A 19095-nucleotide genomic window follows, 5' to 3' on the forward strand; every position below is an offset into this window, starting at 1 on the left:
AAGTTGCCATTTTCCGGCACTTTTTCGTGCCAACCTGCCATTATGGTTAAATGACACGCACAAAAGTAGTTAATACACGCAATAATATGCTTCACCGCAACGGGAGTGATCGCTCCGCGGCATAAGCTTCAAGATCCTTGCGCAGGCTCTGCACCGGAGACTGCAATCTCGGCTCCAGCCAGGCCGTAAGATCGTTGAGATCAACAGCGCGGATGAGCTTCTTCAATGGGCCAATGCTGGATGCTGACACTGAAAGACGCGGAATGTCCAGCGCCATCAGAGAAATCGCCATCAGAGGATCAGCCGCCTGCTCACCGCAGTAGCACAAAGGCTTACCCGCCCTGTTCGCCTTGGTGGCTGTCATGCCGATGAAACTGAGAAAAGCCGGATGGAGATGGTCATAACGGCCAGCCATTTTCTCAGACTCCCGGTCCGAGGCAAAAAAGAACTGGGCCAGATCATTCCCGCCCAGGGACAGAAAGTCTACCTGCGGGGCAATATGCTCAAGACGCCAGGCAGCAGCGGGTATTTCGATCATGGCACCGACCCGGATGTCTGTCGGTTGGGAAAGACCAAGCCGCTCACGGCGGTCGATCTCACGATCAAGAATGCTCCGGATGGCAGATATTTCGTCACTGGTTGTCACCAGCGGTAACAGGATATTCAATTCCCGCCCTGCAGCCGCCGCCAGTAGCGCACGCAGTTGCGGCCGGATCAGACCTTCCCGGTCGATCGACATACGCAGGCCGCGCCAACCCATGGCCGGATTGCCCTCGCGGGTGACGCGCATATAGGGCGCGGTCTTGTCACTGCCGAGATCAGCCGTGCGAAAGACGACGGGCTTGCCCTGTGCCGCATCCAGCACCTGTCGATAGAGCTCTTCCTGTGACGCAGAGGTCGGTAATTGCGGGCTGACCAGGAACTGCAACTCTGTGCGGAACAAGCCAACACCCTCTGCCCCTGTTGTCTCAAGATGTGGCATATCAAGCGCCAGCCCGGCATTCATGAACAGCTCGATTGTGGTGCCGTCGCGCGTTACGCAAGGCAAGTCCCGTAATTGTGCATATTCTTTCTGGGCGGCCGAGAAAAACGCAAGTTTCTCCTGATAGCCAGAGATAACGTCAGCCTCAGGACGAATGAAGATTTCACCGCTCTCACCGTCGATCACCACAGCATCGCCGGCTTCGACGCGCTGAATCGCCGCCTCGCTGCGCCCGACCATGGGAATGCCTAGAGAACGCGCCACGATTGCCGCGTGAGACGTATCAGCCCCTTCCGCCAGGACGATGCCCTTCAGCTTGCGGCGGTCAAACTCCAGAATTTCTGCCGGGCCAAGGGCATGAGCAAACAAAACCGCATCCTCAGGCAGTTCCAGCTCATCCCTGCGGGTCTTGCCAGACAAGGACCGCAACAGGCGGCGCGAGAGGTCATCAAGGTCATGCAGGCGCTCGCGCAAATACGGATCTGTCGCCTTGCGCATCCGCTGGCGGTTTTCTGCCTGAACCTGCTCCACCGCAGACTCGCAGCTGAGCCCGGAGAGCACAGCCTCTTCAAGACGGCGAGCCCATCCCTTGTCATAGGCAAACAGCCGGTAAACCTCGATTACTTCTCGGGAGATAGCGCTTAACTGACTGTTATTGGCAATCATGTCATCAACAGACTTCTGCAGACGGATGATTCCTTCTTTCAGCCGTTCTGATTCCTGCGCCACATCAGCAGCAAAAACCTTGTGCTTTGGCGCGGGCGGCTCATGCAACGCGGCGATGCCGATGGTAATGCCGGGGACCACTGGCATCCCTTTCAGATGTTCCGGGCGATGCAGCAGCCGGTCGACTTCGGCGGCGTCTTCTTTCTCCAGAAGGTCTCCGGCAGCGACAATTTCCGCCAATACTGTCGCGACAAGCTGCGCGGCTTCCATTTCTTCTTCCGTATAATGGCGGGAGGTACGGTTCTGGATGACCAGCACGCCAAGAACCTGTCCTGTACGGATGATGGGCACACCAAGAAACGCATGCAGCATTTCCTCACCAACTTCGGGCCGGAACGAGAACGCGGGATGGTCCTGCGCTTCGTTGATGCTGAGAGGTTGCGCCTTGTCAGCAACATAGCCGACCAGACCCTCCCGCCAGTTCAGGCGCGTCTGGTGCACAGCCTCCTGCTTCAGGCCAACTGTCGCAAACAGTTCGAGAATATCATCATCACGCCGAAGATATATCGAACACACATCTGCAACCATATTTGCAGCAATTGCCTCCGACAGCTTGTCGAGACGCGCCTGCGCGCCCTCTTCCGCCGCCATGATTTCGCGCAAACGACGCAGCAGGACACGCGGCGAACTGCCGCCATACCTGAATGGATGTCCTGTGTCGCCTGTTTCACTCACGGGTCAGGAGGCTTCCGCAATCGTGTGAAGCCCATAGGCCTGATGCAGCGCCCGCACGGCAAGCTCCGTGTATTCCGAATGAATAAGCACACTGATCTTGATTTCTGACGTGGAGATATTGAGGATATTGATACTGCGGTCCGCCAATGTCTTGAACATGGTCGCGGCAACACCTGCATGAGATTTCATGCCGACACCAATGACTGACACTTTGGAGACGCTGCGATCAGCGACAACATCGGTGTATCCGATCGTATCTTTCAGTGTTGCAAGCAATTCCTGCGCCCTGGCCACATCTCCTTCATCCAGCGAGAAGGAAATATTCGCTGCCTTGCCGGTCTTGGCCGGGCTTTGCACAATCATGTCCACATTGATGTCTGCTGCTGCCAGTTCCTCGAAGATACGGGCGGCCCGGCCCGGCTCATCCGGTACCGTCATCAGGCTGATCTTGGCCTCCGCGTGGCTGTGTGTAATGCCACTGACAATGTGTTTCTCCACAATCTCATCCTCGTTACAAATGACCGTGCACGGCTGTAATTTGCCCGAACGTGCCTCTTCAGGGTTGGCAAAACTGCTCAGCACTCTCAGCTGAACATTATACGCCATCGCCAGTTCAACTGATCTGGTCTGCAATACCTTTGCGCCAAGCGACGCCATTTCGAGCATTTCCTCATAGGAGATGCGGTCCAGACGGCGGGCCTCTGACGTAATGCGCGGGTCTGTCGTGTAAACCCCGTCAATGTCAGTATAAATGTCACAGCGCTCTGCGCCAAGGGCCGCAGCAAGCGCCACGGCTGTGGTATCTGAACCGCCCCGACCAAGGGTCGAGATACGCTGCGCCTCGGTGATGCCCTGAAAGCCGGCGATGATCGCGACCTCTCCGGCATCAACGGCTGGCCCGATGGCAGCTTCGGGAATGTCCATAATTCTGGCCCGGCCATGGGCATCATTGGTCTTGAGCGGGATCTGCCAGCCCTGCCAGGACCGGGCCTTGTAGCCGTGTCGTTGGAGCGTCAAGGCCAGAAGGCCAGACGTGACCTGCTCACCGGACGAAACAACAGCATCATATTCACGGCGGTCAAATTCAGCTGAATTGCCTGTACTGTCGACCCGCTGCACCAGATCCACGAGCCGGTTCGTCTCACCTGCCATGGCTGATACCACGACGATGACTCCATGTCCGGCATCGGCTTCCAGCTTGATGAATTCCGCCGCGTTCGCAATCCGGTCCAGATCGGCGACAGACGTACCGCCAAACTTGAGCACCACACGCGAACTGGCGGGCTTTTGCAGGAATGGTGCAGACATTATCTCTCTCTGGGCCTATATGATTCCTGAATTGTACCGGGCAAGCCCACGTACCTAATGATGCTGCCCGTTCAAGGCAAGATTTAATCCCGGAGATGGCCCTGTGTGGGCAGGATGCGGAAAACAAGGATGACCATGGCGACCACCATAGACCCCGACGAAATTGAGAAATTTTCTGCTATCGCCGCTGAGTGGTGGGATCCGCTCGGGAAGTTCAAGCCATTGCACAAATTCAATCCTGCGCGTCTTGGCCATATCCGGGACGAACTCTGCCAGCATTTTGATCGTGACAGATTTGCCGGAAAGCCGCTTGAAGGCCTGAAGCTGATCGATATTGGTTGCGGCGGCGGGCTGGTTTCCGAACCAATGGCCCGGCTGGGTGCTGCTGTCACCGGCATCGACGCTGGGGAAAATAATGTGAAAACGGCCCTTGCCCATGCACTGGAACAGGACCTCGAGATTGATTACCGGCACACAACCGTCGAGGAACTGACTGAAAGTGAATCAGCATCATTCGATGTGGTCCTCAATCTCGAGGTGGTGGAGCATGTGGCAGATACCGGCTTGTTCCTGAGTGCATCGGCTGAATTGCTGAAGCCGGGTGGCATCATGATTACCGCGACCATCAACCGGACGATGAAAGCCCTTTTGACGGCAAAAATTGGCGCAGAATATATTCTGCGCTGGCTGCCTGCCGGGACTCATGACCCACGCAAATTCGTTCGCCCGACAGAAATCAGGGATGTGCTTGAGGCAGCAGGCCTTCAGGTGCGCACCCCGGTGGGCATGAACTACCAGCCCCTGCTGGATGCCTGGCGCATTAGCGATGATGCATCGGTCAACTACATGATCACGTCGGTGAAGCCGCCGCGCTCCTGACCATTTGCCTGCCTGGATAAATACTGATTAGCTGCACAAAAAATTGCAAAGGTGCTTTCCGTGAAAAAAATTGCTGTTTCCTGCCTCGCGCTGACATTGATTGCCTGTGGTGAGACACCCCCACCCGCCGATGAGACATCGCCAGCAGCCAATCCCGCTGCCCCCTCTTCTGCTGCAACCGCAGGTTCAGCAAACGGGTCTGAGGCCATCATTCGCGATATTGATGAGATTGCACGCGATTACGTTTCTGTCGCGCTGGCGTTTGGCGAGTTCGATCCGGATTATGTCGACGCCTATACCGGCCCGGAAGACTGGAAAGAAAGCGCCCTTTCTGCCGGACGCACGCTGGATCAGCTTTTTACAGAAGCTGCCGGGCTTTCGGCTGACCTTGCCCTGACAACACCGCCGCAAGACGAAGTGCGCCGCGCCAAAATTCTTCAGGGTAACCTGCAAGCCATGATCGCCCGGATGCGCATGGTGCGAGGGGAAACCTTGTCTTTCAACGACGAAACAGCCCTGATCTATGATGCTGTCGTCCCGGAGATCGATCCTGCCATTTTCGATGCTGCATTGGCAGAACTGGACGAAATCCTGCCTGGCGACGGCTCGATTGCAGAGCGACGCGAAGCCTTGCAGGCGAAACTGGAAGTGCCGGAAGACAAGATCGAGGAAATGATACGTGTCGCGATCGCCGAATGTCGCAAACGCACGCAGGCATATTATGATCTGCCAGAAGATGAGAGCTTTACGCTTGAGCTGGTGCGCGACAAACCCTGGAGCGGCTATAACTGGTATCAGGGTGATTATGAAAGCCTGATACAGATCAATCTGGACCAGCCTTTCCGCGTTGACCGGGCGCTGGACCTTGGCTGCCACGAAGGATATCCGGGGCATCATGTCTGGAATATCTATACGGAACGCTATTTGCTGAAGGAAAATAACTGGATCGAGTATTACGTCTTTCCACTGTTCAGTCCGGGCGCTTTTTTTGCTGAAGGATCGGCAAATTACGGCGTAGACGTCGCCTTCCCCGGCAGTCAGAAAAAAGACTTTGAGCGGGACGTGCTTTACCCGATTGCAGACATAGATCCGGCGCTGGCAGAAATTGACAGTGTCGTGGCCGAAGCCTCCCGCCAGTTACAGTTTGTGACCGTTTATGTTGCCCGTAATTATCTCGATGGAAACTTTACGCGCGACGAAGCGATTGACGTGCTTCAGAAATACAGGCTGGTTTCACGCGAGCGCGCCGAGCAGTCACTGGACTTCATCGAGAAATATCGCGGTTACGTCATAAATTATTCGCATGGGTATAATCTGGTCAAAGCCTATATCGAAGCGAGGGCTGAAACCGAGGCTGAACGCTGGGCTATCTTTGAGGATATGCTGCGCAATCCGAAAACAGCTTCTGATCTGGTCTTGCCAGAATCTGACGGGTAATCAGTTCAGCTTCTTCTTGACCTCGGACGTTTCAGGTTCTGGTTGAGGCACAGGCGCGATCTCGACGCCCTCCTCAACCAGTTCCTTCACTTCTGTAGGGGTGGCTTCGCCATAAATCGACCGCTGCTCGGTTTCGCCATAATGGATTTTGCGCGCTTCTTCTGGGAAGCGCTTGCCAACATCGTCGAAATTTTTCTCAATATATGTTTTTGCCTTGCGGGCCGCATCATTGAGGTCACGCTTGTAGGCCGCGATTTTTTCTTCCTTGTCGGAAGAGGTGGCAATAGCTGATGTGCGCGCCAATGCTGGTGCCATCAATGCCTTGCTGATTTGTGAAGAGCCGCATACGGGGCATTCGAGCAGGCTTTGGCCAGCCTGATCTTCAAAATCCTGACTGTTGCGGAACCAACCCTCAAACTCATGCGTGTCCGGGCATTTAAGCTGATATTTTATCATGAGGCCTGGATATTGTTGATGTGCAGGCTCTTTTCAAGTGCAAGGTTTGGAATTTGCTGGCGCACCTGTGACACTTTTGCCGGGTCAATATCAGCCACGATAACCCCCGGAGATGTATCCGCCTTGACGGCAATCACCTTCCCCCACGGATCAATAATCATGCTGTGCCCCCATGTGCTGCGACCATCCTCATGCTCGCCGCCTTGCGCGGCCGCCATGACATAAGAGCCGGTTTCGATAGCCCGTGCCCGGAGCAAACTTTCCCAATGCGCCTTGCCTGTCTGATAGGTAAATGCTGCCGGGATCAGGAGAATTTCGGCGCCAGCCTGCGCCAGCTTTCGGTAAAGGGCCGGGAAGCGCAGATCGTAACAGATGGTCTGGCCGATTTTTGCCAACGGCGTCTCGATAACTGCCGCTGTTTCGCCAGCCGTATAGATGCTCGACTCTTTCCAGCTTTCGCCGTCCGGCAGATCTACGTCAAACATATGAATCTTGTCATAGATATTCACAATCCGGCCCGCCGGGCTGAACAGATAGGCGCGGTTGGCTGCGCGCTGATTGTCTGCGTCTCCCGACAGCGTGAACGCCATGGAGCCAATAGCCAGCCATATCCCGAGTTCTTCGGCCAAGTCGGCAAAGGTGCTGATTTCTTCCAGCCCCTGCTCCGCTGGCAATGCCGAAAACAGGCGCTTCGGCTTGCGATCAACAATATTTGTCATCTCCGGCGTCAGGATGATACTGGCCCCCGCCGCCGCCGCTTCCCGGATCATTTGGGACGCAGACTGAACATTCACAGCGCGCTCAAGCCCCGAACACATTTGCACACAGGCTACTTTCACGCTGTGTCTCCCTGCAGCAGGGGATCGAGTTTGCCAGCACGCTCCAGCGCGTGGAGGTCGTCAGAGCCACCAATATGGAGATCACCAATAAATATCTGCGGAAATGTCGAGGCACCGTTGGCACGCTGGATCATTTCCGCCCGTCTTGATTTGTCCATCCCGGCATTGATCTCATTCACATCCGCCTGCTTTTCATGCAGCAGTTTCAGGGCACGCTGGCAGTAGGAACAAAACGGTCTTGTATAGATATCAACAGTCACCATGACGGGCACTCCTTGGGTTCTGTCTTTATATTGCGATCACATCATCTTTCACAACCCGCGCCAGAACGACAGCATTCACTTGTCCGGCACCGGCCCGCTTGAGAACACGCGCGCACTCTTTCAGGGTTGAACCTGTGGTCAACACATCATCCACTAGCAGGAAATGCTGGCTGCCCTGCAGTGGCAGATACTTGTCGCGAATACGAAAAGCGCCAGCGACATTTCGTTTTCGCGCTTTGGCGGAGAGGCCCTGTTGCTGGGGTGTCGAGCGATGGCGTTCGAGAAAATCCAGACAGACAGGCAAGTCAGCCTTGTGCGCCAGAGCTTTTGCCAGCAAGGCGGCCTGATTGAACCTGCGCCGCCTTAATCTGCGTGGATGCAAGGGCACAGGCACGACAATCGTCTCTGGGGTCTGCAACTGCGCGATCACGCCTGACATCATGGCGGCAAACCCTTCCACCAGGTCATGCCGATCTGCATATTTAAGGCTGAGTGCGAGGTTGGCGGATACATCATCATACCGCATGGCAGCCCTGACCCGGTCCAGGCCCTTGTCAGAAATCAGCGCAGAGTCGAATTTTCCGGTCGCTGCGCAAGCCCCGCAAATAAGCGCGTCACTCAGTGATATTTCGAATGGTATGCCACAAAGATCGCATAATGGCGGTGCGATAAAGGAGACCTGCTGCCACGCACGCGGCGACAATCCGCCGTGTGTTAGTACCTGCTCGCCCGTCACCGGACACTGGGGCGGTAACAGTGTATCGCGCAAAGCGCTGAGGGCAGATATTGATCCGCGTCGCGTGCTGTCCAGAAACTGTGCCAAGGCTTTTTGCATGAAGAATTGCCCTGCTCCCCACCTGACTGCATATAAAGCGTATGAGCAGCACACACCAGACCCGGACAGTACCGCAGATTTTCGACCGGCAACTCCTGCGCTTGCGGCAAAGACGCGCGGCATTGAGGTTTGCTGACCATGATTTCCTGCACAAAATCATTGCCGAGGACATTGTTGACCGACTGGAAACAGTGACACGTGACTTTCCGAGCGCCTGTTTCCTCGGGACCGGTACGCAGAGGCTGAGCAATGGTCTCACGGCCCAATGCGCCGTCGGTACCGTTGATATGTATGACAGCCTTGCTCAACCAACTGACACCCCGGCAACCCCAGTCTGGTTTTCCGGTACAGAAGAACTGCCCGCCCGCCCTGGAAGCTGCGCCCTGATTGTCTCCATGATGGAATTGCACAGCATGAACGACATGCCGGGATACCTCGCGCAAGTTCGCCGCGCCCTGAAACCCGATGGATTGTTTATCGGCGCACTACCAGCCGAAAACACCCTGCAGGAACTGCGTGATTGTCTTTATGCGGCAGAAACAGAAATAACCGGCGGTGTCAGCCCGAGGGTTTATCCCTTTGCCAGCCTGCGGGAGCTTGGCGGCTTGATGCAGCGTGCCGGATTCGCGCTGCCTGTTGCTGATACACTGCGCCTGCCGGTGACCTATCGCGCGCCCATCAGTCTCCTGAAAGATCTGCGATATATGGGCGAGACGAACATACTTCGTAACAGGAAACCAGGTACACTTGGACGGCAGGTTCTTTCAAGAGCCCTTGACCTGTACAGAGAGAAATTCAGTGCCGGAAAAGATGGCAGCGTCACCGCCACATTCGAAATAGCCGTTCTTACCGGGTGGGCGCCACATGAAAGCCAGCAGAAACCTCTCAAACCTGGCTCCGCAAAAGCCTCATTGGAGCAAGCCGTGAAAACAGGTTTTAAGGATTAAAGATATTGCGGAAGACCGGAGGTCAGCTCGCAGCTGTGTCCACCTTGTCGGAAATATCCGTGAAGACGGCTTTCATCGTATCAATAGCCTGTCCGAAGAAGGCAAGCGTTGCGATGCTGAGCAGTGCAATAATCATGGTATATTCCATAAAGGTCGTTCCGCTTTCGCTTTCAGAAAAAGCGTCTACCTGACGGCGCAAACCCGCATATTTTTTCATCAGTGCAGGCATTAAAGATAGTCCCTAAGTTGCGCCACCAATGGAATATCCGCGGGCGGTAAATCGAGCTTCATCATGTCGCGTGCCTGTACCCAGGTGAGCTTCTGCCCTTCCCTGGGACTGGGCACACCGTTCCACTTGCGGCAGGCAAACAAGGGCATCAACAGATGGAAGTCCTTGTAGGCATGCGACGCAAAGGTCAGCGGGGCCAGGCATGATGTTTCTGTTTCGATATCCAGTTCTTCTTTCAGTTCACGTATCAAGGCCTCTTCAGGCGTTTCGTCTTTTTCGACCTTACCGCCGGGAAACTCCCAGAGGCCTGCCATTGTTTTTCCCTCAGGCCGCTGAGCCATCAGCACGCGACCATCCCTGTCAATCAGGGCACAAGCTGCAACCAGAAGTATTTTCGACATTCTTTCGCCCTATTGTCGCCTGATGTCTTTAAGATGCCTTTAATATAATTCGACAATTTGTCGAAACTTGCTGCTTTAGCCAAGTCATATCGTATTTTATGAAAAACTTTGTAAACAGACAAAAGTTTTTACAGGTCAATCCCGAAATTGCACACTGTCTGTCCCGGAACCGGACGATACAGCTTCCCCCGGCTGATAGACTGTCACATCAGCGGCATTGCGCAGCCGGTCCAGCTCCTGTTCAATCGCCTGTAATCGCAGGAATTCAAGAATGTCTTCGCGCACGCTGTCAAAACTTGGCGGGCGCACCGGCCGGCGACCTTCGACCTTGAAAAAGGCCCAGCCGCCTTCTGTCTCAAAAACCTCACTGATCTCACCATTGGCCATGGCATAAGCACGCTCTGCATAGCCGCCCGGCATCTGGCCAAATGCCAGATAGCCCATCTGACCATCGCGCCCGGCTGAGACCGGGTCGATCGAAAAATCGCGGGCGATCTGGGCAAAATCGCTACCCTCCTGCAATGTGTCGCGCAATCCGCGCGCCAGAACTTCTTCAGCGACCACAACATGGCGCAGGCGCAGTTCATCTCCGAAGGAGATATTTTCGCGCTGGCTCTGGTAGAGGCGCACTGCTCGCTCCTCTGTGGCCTTGTCGGCAATGACTTCCTGTAAATGGGCCGCAGAGAGAATTCGGTTGCGCGCCATGGCGAGTTTCGACGTTACCTCCGGGTCACTGGTAACGGCTTCATTGGCCTGCCCGGCCCGGGCCAGCAAAAATTGGTCTATCGCTTCAGTGACGAGCCCGCGCTCGAACACTTCCGCGACCGAGAGGCTTTCTGCTTCAGGTAATTTGCCCGCCTGATGGGCATATTCCAGCACATCACTATGGCGCAGCTGACGTCTGCCGATTCGCACCAACACAGGGTCCGGTTCTGGCGCGACAACCGGCGCCTCAACCTGCTCAGCCTGCATCTGGACGGGCGGCTCATAAAGCCGCAGGGCGTCGATTGTTTTCATGCCCACAATCACAAGTGAGAGCGTTAACACGGACAAGGCAACCTGCCCGTCTGTCGAATTGAGCCAGCGCCGGAAAACGCGCATGCCTATGGCGATATCCTGCGTCGCCAACAATAACGAACGCCAGAGTAATTTGCCGAACCAGCCACAAACGCTCGCAATGTCACCTGCAAACCCCTTCAGCCTGGCGGCCAGTTGTCCTCTTGTGGCAACATGTGCGGTGTGATCAGGCATTGTCTGCATTACGGTCCGTTTCGTTGACACCAGCTATGGCCCTGCTTATGTGTCCCATTCCAAAAGTGGATTAGAGACTAACATCTGATAGTCAAGAAACAGTGCAGGTTGGGCCACGCCGCTCACTGCCTGACAGGATACCAAATGGCCTTACTGGACGTTGCAAAAAAAATCTTTGGCTCCTCGAATGAGCGCCGCCTCAAGCCGATGATGAAAACGGTTGAGAAAATCAATGCTCTTGAGGACGAAATCGCGGCCCTGACAGATGAACAACTCATTGGCAAGACGCAGGAGTTCAGGCAGCGCTACAAGGACGGCGAGAGCCTGGATGACCTGCTTGTGGAAGCCTTTGCGACGGTCCGCGAGGGCGCAAAACGCGCCTTGGGTCTGCGCCCTTATGATGTGCAGCTGGTGGGCGGCATCGTGCTGCATCAAGGCAACATTTCCGAGATGAAAACCGGCGAAGGCAAGACACTTGTCGCCACCTTGCCGGCCTATCTCAACTCACTCACCGGAAACGGTGTTCATATCGTCACGGTAAACGATTATCTCGCCAAGCGGGATGCAGAGTGGATGGGTCGTGTTTTTGAGAAAGTTGGCCTGCGCACCGGCGTTATCGTGAACGAGCTGAGTGATCCCGAGCGCCGCGAACAATATGCCGCTGACATCACCTACGCGACCAACAACGAGCTTGGTTTTGACTATCTCCGAGACAATATGAAATCCTCGCTCGAAGAAATGGTCCAGCGCGGGCATCATTATGCGATTGTGGACGAGGTTGATTCGATCCTGATTGATGAAGCACGGACACCGTTGATTATTTCCGGCCCGACAGAAGACAAATCAGATCTTTATCTCACGATCGACAAATTCATTCCGCAACTGACGGAAGAGGATTACGAACTCGACGAAAAGCAGAAACAGGTCACGCTCACCGATGAAGGCAACGAGCATATCGAAAAACTGCTCATGGAAGCCGGTTTGCTCAAGGGCGACAGCCTCTATGAAGCTGAGAATGTCTCGGTCGTTCATCACGTGCAGAATGCCCTTAGGGCGCATATCAATCAGAAGCGCGACAAGGATTATATCGTCAAGAACAACAAAGTCGTGATTATCGACGAATTCACAGGCCGCATGATGGAAGGTCGGCGCTGGTCTGATGGCCTGCATCAGGCCGTCGAGGCAAAGGAAGGGGTCGATATACAACCCGAGAATGTGACCCTCGCCTCGATCACTTTCCAGAATTATTTCCGCCTTTACAAAAAGCTGTCCGGCATGACCGGTACAGCTTTGACCGAGGAATCGGAATTTGCCGATATCTATAAACTCAACGTCTTCGAAATCCCGACCAACCGGCCAATTGCCCGGGCGGATCAGGATGACGAACTCTACATTACCGTTGATGAAAAATACAAAGCCATCGCCCGGCAAATCGCTGACTGCCATGACCGTGGCCAGCCTTTGCTTGTTGGCACAGCCTCCATTGAGAAATCAGAGCTGATATCCGAGCTGCTCACCTCCAAAAAATTCTTCCGTGAACTGGCGAAAGATACAGAAAAATATTTGGCGGAATTCAAGCCCGGCAAACATGATGACGAAATTGCCGAAGTCAAACGTCAGATCGCTCTTTTCGAAGAACTGGCAAAACGCAAAGAGCCGGTCCCGCATAATGTTCTGAACGCGCGGTTCCATGAACAGGAAGCGGAAATCATTGCTCAGGCCGGCGTGCCGGGCGCAGTAACGATTGCGACCAATATGGCCGGGCGCGGTACCGATATTCAGCTTGGCGGATCCGTAGACCTTGAACTGATGAAGCAGCTGGAAGAAGGCGACAGCGAAGAAACCATCGCCAGAAAACGTGCTGAAATTGAAAAACGCATCGCCGAGCAAAAGCAGAAAGCGCTTGATGCTGGCGGACTGTATGTGCTGGCTACCGAACGTCACGAAAGCCGCCGCATCGATAATCAGCTGCGCGGCCGATCAGGTCGTCAGGGTGACCCGGGGACGACGAAATTCTTCCTGTCCCTGCAAGATGACCTGATGCGCATCTTCGGGACAGGCATGGAAAACATGCTCAAGCGCTTCGGCATCAAGGAAGATGAGTCGATTGAACATCCCTGGTTCACCAAGGCCGTAGAGAATGCACAGCGCAAGATCGAAACCCGCAATTTCGACATCCGCAAGAATGTTTTGAAATATGATGATGTGATCAATGACCAGCGCAAGACCATCTTTGAAGAGCGCATCGACTTCATGTCGTCAAAGAGTGTCGAAGATACAATTCGCGACATGCGCCAGGAAGTGATCGAGGATATTGTCGAAACGCATATTCCCCCCAAGTCCTATGTGGAGCGCTGGGATGTGGAGGGCTTGCACACTAAAATCGAAGAAGTGTTCGGACGCGCCTTCCCGGTCAAGGAATGGGCTGCAGAAGAAGGTGTGGCCGATACCGAGATCACAGAGCGCCTGACAGAGGCCGTTGATGCCTATGCATCACAACGTGCTGTTGACCTGAACGGCAAGGCGCGGAACCGGGGCCTTAAAGACCCTGACAATTTCATCCGCCGCATGGAGAAAAGCGTACTCCTCAGCACACTGGACAGAAACTGGCGCGAGCATATCCAGATGATTGACCATCTGCGCTCCATTGTCGGCTTGCGCAGCATGGGCCAGCGCGACCCGCTGAATGAGTTCAAGACCGAAAGTTTTGCCCTTTTCGAAGCGCTGATTACAGGCCTGCGTCAGGATGTGGTCCGTGAACTGATGCATATCGACCTGCCGGATGAAGATAATGATGCGGAACGCATGTTGCGCGAGCTGGCAGCGCGGCGTCAACTTGACCAGTCCAAATTGCAGGCAACGCATATCGACGCCACCACTGGCGAGAACGATGCCGCCCACGGTAATCCGGATGCGCCGCAGCGCTCTTATGGTCGCTCTGCGCGCGTGTCGACACTCCAGGCACGACAGGCGGCTGAAGAGATCAATCCGAATGATCCGGCAACATGGGGGCGTGTACGTCGTAATGACCCATGCCCCTGCGGGTCAGGTCGCAAATTCAAGCATTGTCACGGTACTATCTGATTTCACGCAACCGGGTCGCCCCGGCGGACCTGTTGATTTATAATGCGCGTCAACAGTGCCACGCAAAAATTGACCGCCCTTCGCAACCAAAGGGCGGTCGTTTTTTTACAGGCCAGGTATCACGGCGATGAAGTCTTCCGCTGTCAGCGTATCCAACTGCGTAAAGCGCAGAACAAGCTCGTCACCATTGCCAAAATCAATCAGCGTGTGATTGCCCCGCTGGGTTGCGGCGGCCAGGATTTCCTCGAATGTATCAAATGCCTCACCAAAGCCGGTGACATCGATTGTGTCCCCTTCTTCGGCACTGAAATCCCGGATGGTGTCCTTCTCGGTCCCCACATTTATGATGAAGACATCGGCTCCGGCACCACCAAACAGATTGTCAAAACCAGCGTCCCCGATGAGGATATCGTCGCCGTCTTCACCGGAGAGAAGGTCATTACCCGTACCACCGAACAGAATGTCAGCGCCGGCACCGGAGAAAATGCGGTCATTGTCCCCATCACCAAAGATGACATCACTGCCTTCTCCCGTGAAAATACGGTCGTTGCCCGCATCCCCGATAATTTCATTATTGCCATTACCTGCAGAAATGCGGTCATTGCCAAGACCGGCAAAGATCAGGTTGTTACCATCGCCAGCATCAATACGGTCATTGTCCGCACCTGTATCAATCTGGTTGTCGCCATTCCCGACGAACACTCTGTCATTGCCGTCTCCGGTCAGGATGATATTTGCACCATCACCAGCGTCAATGCGGTCCCGTTCGGCACCTGTATCAATCTGGTTGTCACCATCACCAACGATAACCCGGTCGCGACCATCGCCTGTCAGGACCAGATTGTTACCATCACCCGCTTCAACGCGATCATTCTCCGTACCTGTATCAATCTGATTGTCACCCTCGCCAGCAAATACCCGGTCATTACCCGCGCCAGTGAGAATAATATCATCCCCATCGCCAGTGGTGACACGGTCATTGCCCTCGCCAGTATCTATCTGATTATTACCGGAAACAGCCGTGACGCGGTCATTCCCGTCTCCGGTGATAACGCTGTCATTGCCGGCACCTGAATCCACGCTATCGTTGCCATCACCGCTTTCAATGAAGTCATCACCCGCCCCGGTTTCGATGCGGTCATTCCCGCCACGGCTGAAGACGATGTTTATATCATCGCCGGTCGTGATCCGGTCTCGGCCTTCATCACCGCCTGTAAATGTCAGGGCCAGCGTTGTGATATCTTCAAAGACACCGTCCACAAGGGTGGCCTGCGCCGGATTGAAAAGACGTATATCAAGTGTACCGGAAACTGTTCCGACGAAGGCGGAGACATCCTCGCCGAAAATCTCTGACAGAGCGATACTGAAATTGGCTTCCGTCTCCGGGTTGGTCAGGCTCAACCGCTGACTGAAGTCACCAGCTTGCGTTGTTACGCCAAAGCCGACAGATGACGGCAAAGACACAAACGGTGGCACAGAGGTGAGATTAATGGAAAAATTAAGCGCATTATCCGCCAGCCCTGTAATACCGCCAAAGAAGAAAGTTGGCTCCAGTTCCTCAGGTAACTGATCAAACCTGTTGATAAATGGCACCTGCTCGGCATTGATAATTGGCATCCCGATATCAGCCAGCAAATTCAACTCAAGCTGGCCAATCTCCACACGGTCTCCCGGGATGACGAAAGGGTTCATCAGGGCAAGGGCAATATCACCGCCAGTACCCAGGAAATGCGACAGATCAGATCCGGAACTGCCGGTCTGGAATTCCAGCGGGATGGCTTCGCCATAGGCCGCCGCAGATAATGCTCCGTTGAAAACCGGTGCTCCCTCTTCGGTGACATCAATCAGCAGATCATAAGGCGTGCCGATGGTCACAAGGCCAGGTGGCAGGCCGATATTGGCAAGGTCGAACAGCGGCAGATCAAACGGGTTTGCTGTATCCCGGATACCAAGGAAACCAAGACCATGGGCAAGCTCGTGCAACAGCACGGAAAAGAAATCAAACTGGTCCGCCGGTACCGGATCATCAAGCTCAGGGTCGAAAAAGAACTGACCGCTTTCGATGAAAGCCGGGTTCACATTGATGACAATGTCAGTCCCTTCGCCGTTCACATCAATGCCGGTCCGCAATTCAAACAGGCTGCCCGCTTCAAGGAGCAGAAAGTCACCTTCATCAAGCTCTCCAGATCCGTTCAGATCGAACGAATTACTGATGGCAAACGTGCCTGGCCCGGCGGAAGCAACGGCATTGGTGCCGCCCACATTCAGCGTCACCTCAAGACTGGCCCCTTCGGCGGCATCTATGAACTGTCCCCAGGTATCAAGGGCCTGTCCGGCGATGGTTTCAAAAAGCGCCAGCGTTTCGGCTGTGGCCGTGCCGGTCAGGTCAACGACATTTAGGCCAAATTCGAGTGCATTCTGTACGCCGTCTGAAACTGTACCGATTGCCTCGGCCAGATCTTCAGCTGATATGCCTGTCACGCCAGTGGCACCTGACACCGCGACGCCGTCGCCGAACACGCCGCCATCAAAGCTGAAGCTGCTCTGGTCGAAACTGTGGTTGTGACCATCATTGGGATCATGTGCATTGAGCATACAGCCACAGAAAACTGACATGACGTCCGATATATCACTTACCGGGCTTGTATATTGCTCTTCTGACTGGAGGCTATCGTAAGGCATTCACTCTCTCCCTTTAGATGGTGGTGTTTTATTGCGGGTCCAGATTAGGCGTTCCGACATGATGTGCTGTGACTGAAATCACAATCTAATGGCTTCCTGATTCTGTCCTCGGGTACAATATGTACTGTAGGCAACTCCGGATTAAACGCGCCTTAACGCGCGCTTAACAATTGTTTTCAATTCATGAATTTCAGGCCTCCGGCGCCTGCAAATCCATCGACAGCGCATGCACCGGGCCGGCCAGCAACTCTGCCAGAATGCTGTTGACCTGTCGCTGCCGTTCAACCCTCGACTTGCCCGTAAATGCAGCCGAAACAATCCGGACGCGAAAATGGGACTCGCCGCCTTCAGGTGCTCCGGCATGGCCGGCATGGAGATGCGACTGGTCAATGATTTCCAGCTCTGCAGGTGCCAGTGCCTCTGTCAGTGCAGTCTTCATGCGCTCAGCAACTTTCATCAGGCGGTATCCTTCAACTGTCCCTGTTCAAACTGTTCGGCCAGCTTGAACTTCTGTATCTTGCCCGAACCGGTCAGCGGCCATTCGTCCACCCAGACCCAGTAGACAGGCGTTTTCTGCGGTGACAGACGCTCGCGGACGAAGGCCTTCAACTCATCCGGAGCGGGTTTGCTGTCACCAGCTGCACGCATGAAACAGGCGACCTGCTCTCCCCACTTCCGGTCCGGCACCCCAACAACGGCAATTTCAGCCAGCGCCGGATGTTCTGCCATGGCATTTTCAATCTCTACAGGGAAGATATTTTCACCGCCCCGAATGATCATCTCTTTGACGCGGCCGGTAATCTTGATGTAGCCACGCGCATCCATGCGCCCGAGATCGCCTGTGTGCAGCCAGCCATCCTTGTCGATTGTCTTGGCCGTGGCTTCCGGATTGTCGTTGTAACCATGCATGACCAGATAGCCACGCGCACAGATTTCACCCTGTTGGCCAATCGGCAGCACCTCGTTTGTCTGTGGATCACGGATCGACACATCCACATTGGGCATGGGCTGGCCAATGGTGGTCGTCAGATCCTCAAGGCTGTCACTGCCCCAGCATCCGGTGATGCAGGGCGAACTTTCGGTCTGGCCGTAGACTATCTGAATGTAGTGCCCAAGCACGTCTTTGGCTTCACGGCACAGTTCCGGCGAGACCATCGCCCCACCGGAGAAGACAGCCTGTAGCGAGGAAGTGTCTGTGCCGAGTTTCTTGACCACCTCGATAATGGCAACAATCATGGTGGGCACGCCCATAAAATGCGTCACCTTTTCGCGCTCGATCACCTTGGCAATCATCACCGGGTCAAATATAGGCGCGAGCAGCAAGGTGCCGCCGACACCAATGCCCCCCAGCAACACAACGGCGCACCCTGTTGTGTGAAAGAGCGGCATATTATGCAGGATGACGGCATTCTCATCTGTCTCGATACGCCCGGCTGAATCAATCGCATTCTGAACAAGGCCATGATGGTGTAACAGGGCACCTTTCGGGAATCCGGTGGTGCCGGAGGTATATTGTATCTGTGCAATATCCTGCGGCGTGACGTCCGGCAGACTGGCCCCTTCACCGTCATACATGGCGGCGCTGTCCTCGAGTAATATCCGATGCTGGATAGCAGGAATTTCCGAACATACTTCATCGGCAATTTTCTTCATCGGATTGCCACGGAAATTGTCTACAAGATAGATCGCTTCGGCGCGGGACTGTTTGAGTACGTATTTCAACTCACGTGCCTGATAGGATGGGTTGACGGTGACAAGCGTGAGGCCGGCAAGCCCTGCTGCAAATTCAAGCAATACCCATTCGGGACAGTTCGGCGCCCAAACCGCAATACGGGCACCTTTTTCATGCCGGGCCGCAAGTGCACTGGCCAGCCTTTGACTCTCAGCCAGCAAGGCCGGATAGGTCCAGGTTCGGCCGATAGCGCCTTCAAAGTCGAGCTCCTTGAGCGCAATCTTGTCTGGATGCTTCTGCGCCATGCGCTCCAGCAACCCGCCCACTGTCACTTCGTCAAGGCTTCCGTCAGTAACTGCCGGAAACCAGGATTCTATCAGATCGACCTTATACATCATTCCTCGCCTTGTTATGTGGCAGGAAATTAGC

The 19095-nt window shown here is 54.7% G+C and carries 16 protein-coding genes; 4 read left to right on the plus strand and 12 right to left on the minus strand.

Features of this window, described 5'->3' with window-relative positions:
- Nucleotides 1–91: 91 nt before the first annotated feature.
- Together ptsP and RAL90_RS09775 are read right to left on the minus strand one after the other, a co-directional pair.
- Nucleotides 92–2383, minus strand: a complete 2292-nt coding sequence (gene ptsP, locus RAL90_RS09770; protein ID WP_306250078.1) for a phosphoenolpyruvate--protein phosphotransferase — start codon at nt 2381–2383, stop codon at nt 92–94.
- 3 nt (nt 2384–2386) lie between these two features.
- Nucleotides 2387–3691 (minus strand): aspartate kinase, encoded by a 1305-nt coding sequence (locus tag RAL90_RS09775; protein ID WP_306250080.1) that lies wholly within the window; start codon nt 3689–3691, stop codon nt 2387–2389.
- 129 nt (nt 3692–3820) lie between these two features.
- Here RAL90_RS09775 and ubiG point away from each other — a divergent pair, with 129 nt between their 5' ends.
- Together ubiG and RAL90_RS09785 are read left to right on the plus strand one after the other, a co-directional pair.
- A complete protein-coding gene (ubiG, locus tag RAL90_RS09780; RefSeq protein WP_372340380.1) occupies nt 3821–4570 on the plus strand; it encodes a bifunctional 2-polyprenyl-6-hydroxyphenol methylase/3-demethylubiquinol 3-O-methyltransferase UbiG in 750 nt (249 codons plus the stop codon).
- Nucleotides 4571–4630: 60 nt separating this feature from the next.
- Complete coding sequence (locus tag RAL90_RS09785; RefSeq protein ID WP_306250085.1) at nt 4631–6007, plus strand: hypothetical protein; 1377 nt, start codon at nt 4631–4633, stop codon at nt 6005–6007.
- Here RAL90_RS09785 and RAL90_RS09790 read toward each other — a convergent pair whose 3' ends face one another.
- Genes RAL90_RS09790 through RAL90_RS09805 form a run of 4 tightly spaced genes read right to left on the minus strand, consistent with a single transcriptional unit; the run spans nt 6008 to nt 8400 of the window.
- On the minus strand, nt 6008–6463 hold the full coding sequence (locus RAL90_RS09790) for a DUF1178 family protein (RefSeq protein WP_306250087.1): 456 nt from the start codon (nt 6461–6463) through the stop codon (nt 6008–6010).
- Nucleotides 6460–7302: a carbon-nitrogen hydrolase family protein gene (locus RAL90_RS09795; RefSeq protein WP_306250089.1), complete on the minus strand. Its 843-nt coding sequence runs from the start codon at nt 7300–7302 to the stop codon at nt 6460–6462. Before RAL90_RS09795 ends, RAL90_RS09790 begins: the two co-directional genes overlap by 4 nt.
- The gene (gene grxC, locus RAL90_RS09800; RefSeq protein ID WP_306250091.1) at nt 7299–7565 is read right to left on the minus strand and encodes a glutaredoxin 3; all 267 of its coding nucleotides are present in this window, start codon (nt 7563–7565) and stop codon (nt 7299–7301) included. The genes RAL90_RS09795 and grxC overlap by 4 nt, the downstream gene beginning before the upstream one ends.
- Before the next feature lie 25 nt (nt 7566–7590).
- Nucleotides 7591–8400, minus strand: a complete 810-nt coding sequence (locus tag RAL90_RS09805) for a ComF family protein (protein WP_306250093.1) — start codon at nt 8398–8400, stop codon at nt 7591–7593.
- A 41-nt stretch (nt 8401–8441) separates the two neighbouring features.
- Here RAL90_RS09805 and RAL90_RS09810 point away from each other — a divergent pair, with 41 nt between their 5' ends.
- The gene (locus RAL90_RS09810; RefSeq protein WP_306250096.1) at nt 8442–9347 is read left to right on the plus strand and encodes a methyltransferase domain-containing protein; all 906 of its coding nucleotides are present in this window, start codon (nt 8442–8444) and stop codon (nt 9345–9347) included.
- Nucleotides 9348–9369: 22 nt separating this feature from the next.
- Here the strand turns inward: RAL90_RS09810 and RAL90_RS09815 are convergent, their stop codons facing one another.
- The 3 genes from RAL90_RS09815 to RAL90_RS09825 all read right to left on the minus strand — a co-directional run bounded on the left by RAL90_RS09815 (nt 9370) and on the right by RAL90_RS09825 (nt 11228).
- A complete protein-coding gene (locus RAL90_RS09815) occupies nt 9370–9576 on the minus strand; it encodes a Flp family type IVb pilin (RefSeq protein WP_306250098.1) in 207 nt (68 codons plus the stop codon).
- Entirely contained in the window at nt 9576–9977 is a 402-nt protein-coding gene (locus RAL90_RS09820; RefSeq protein ID WP_306250100.1) for a (deoxy)nucleoside triphosphate pyrophosphohydrolase, read from the minus strand. Before RAL90_RS09820 ends, RAL90_RS09815 begins: the two co-directional genes overlap by 1 nt.
- 135 nt (nt 9978–10112) lie before the next feature.
- Nucleotides 10113–11228, minus strand: a complete 1116-nt coding sequence (locus tag RAL90_RS09825; protein ID WP_306250101.1) for a peptidylprolyl isomerase — start codon at nt 11226–11228, stop codon at nt 10113–10115.
- Nucleotides 11229–11372: 144 nt separating this feature from the next.
- Between RAL90_RS09825 and secA the strand changes: the two genes are divergently transcribed.
- Entirely contained in the window at nt 11373–14312 is a 2940-nt protein-coding gene (gene secA / locus RAL90_RS09830; protein ID WP_306250103.1) for a preprotein translocase subunit SecA, read from the plus strand.
- Nucleotides 14313–14417: 105 nt separating this feature from the next.
- Here the strand turns inward: secA and RAL90_RS09835 are convergent, their stop codons facing one another.
- The 3 genes from RAL90_RS09835 to RAL90_RS09845 all read right to left on the minus strand — a co-directional run bounded on the left by RAL90_RS09835 (nt 14418) and on the right by RAL90_RS09845 (nt 19064).
- The gene (locus RAL90_RS09835) at nt 14418–16994 is read right to left on the minus strand and encodes a hypothetical protein (protein WP_306250105.1); all 2577 of its coding nucleotides are present in this window, start codon (nt 16992–16994) and stop codon (nt 14418–14420) included.
- 190 nt (nt 16995–17184) lie between these two features.
- Nucleotides 17185–17451: a BolA family transcriptional regulator gene (locus RAL90_RS09840; RefSeq protein ID WP_306250107.1), complete on the minus strand. Its 267-nt coding sequence runs from the start codon at nt 17449–17451 to the stop codon at nt 17185–17187.
- The gene (locus tag RAL90_RS09845) at nt 17451–19064 is read right to left on the minus strand and encodes a class I adenylate-forming enzyme family protein (protein WP_306250109.1); all 1614 of its coding nucleotides are present in this window, start codon (nt 19062–19064) and stop codon (nt 17451–17453) included. The genes RAL90_RS09840 and RAL90_RS09845 overlap by 1 nt, the downstream gene beginning before the upstream one ends.
- Nucleotides 19065–19095 lie beyond the last annotated feature (31 nt).

Origin of the sequence: Parvularcula sp. IMCC14364, assembly GCF_030758415.1 — a bacterium.
GTDB lineage: Bacteria > Pseudomonadota > Alphaproteobacteria > Caulobacterales > Parvularculaceae > Aquisalinus.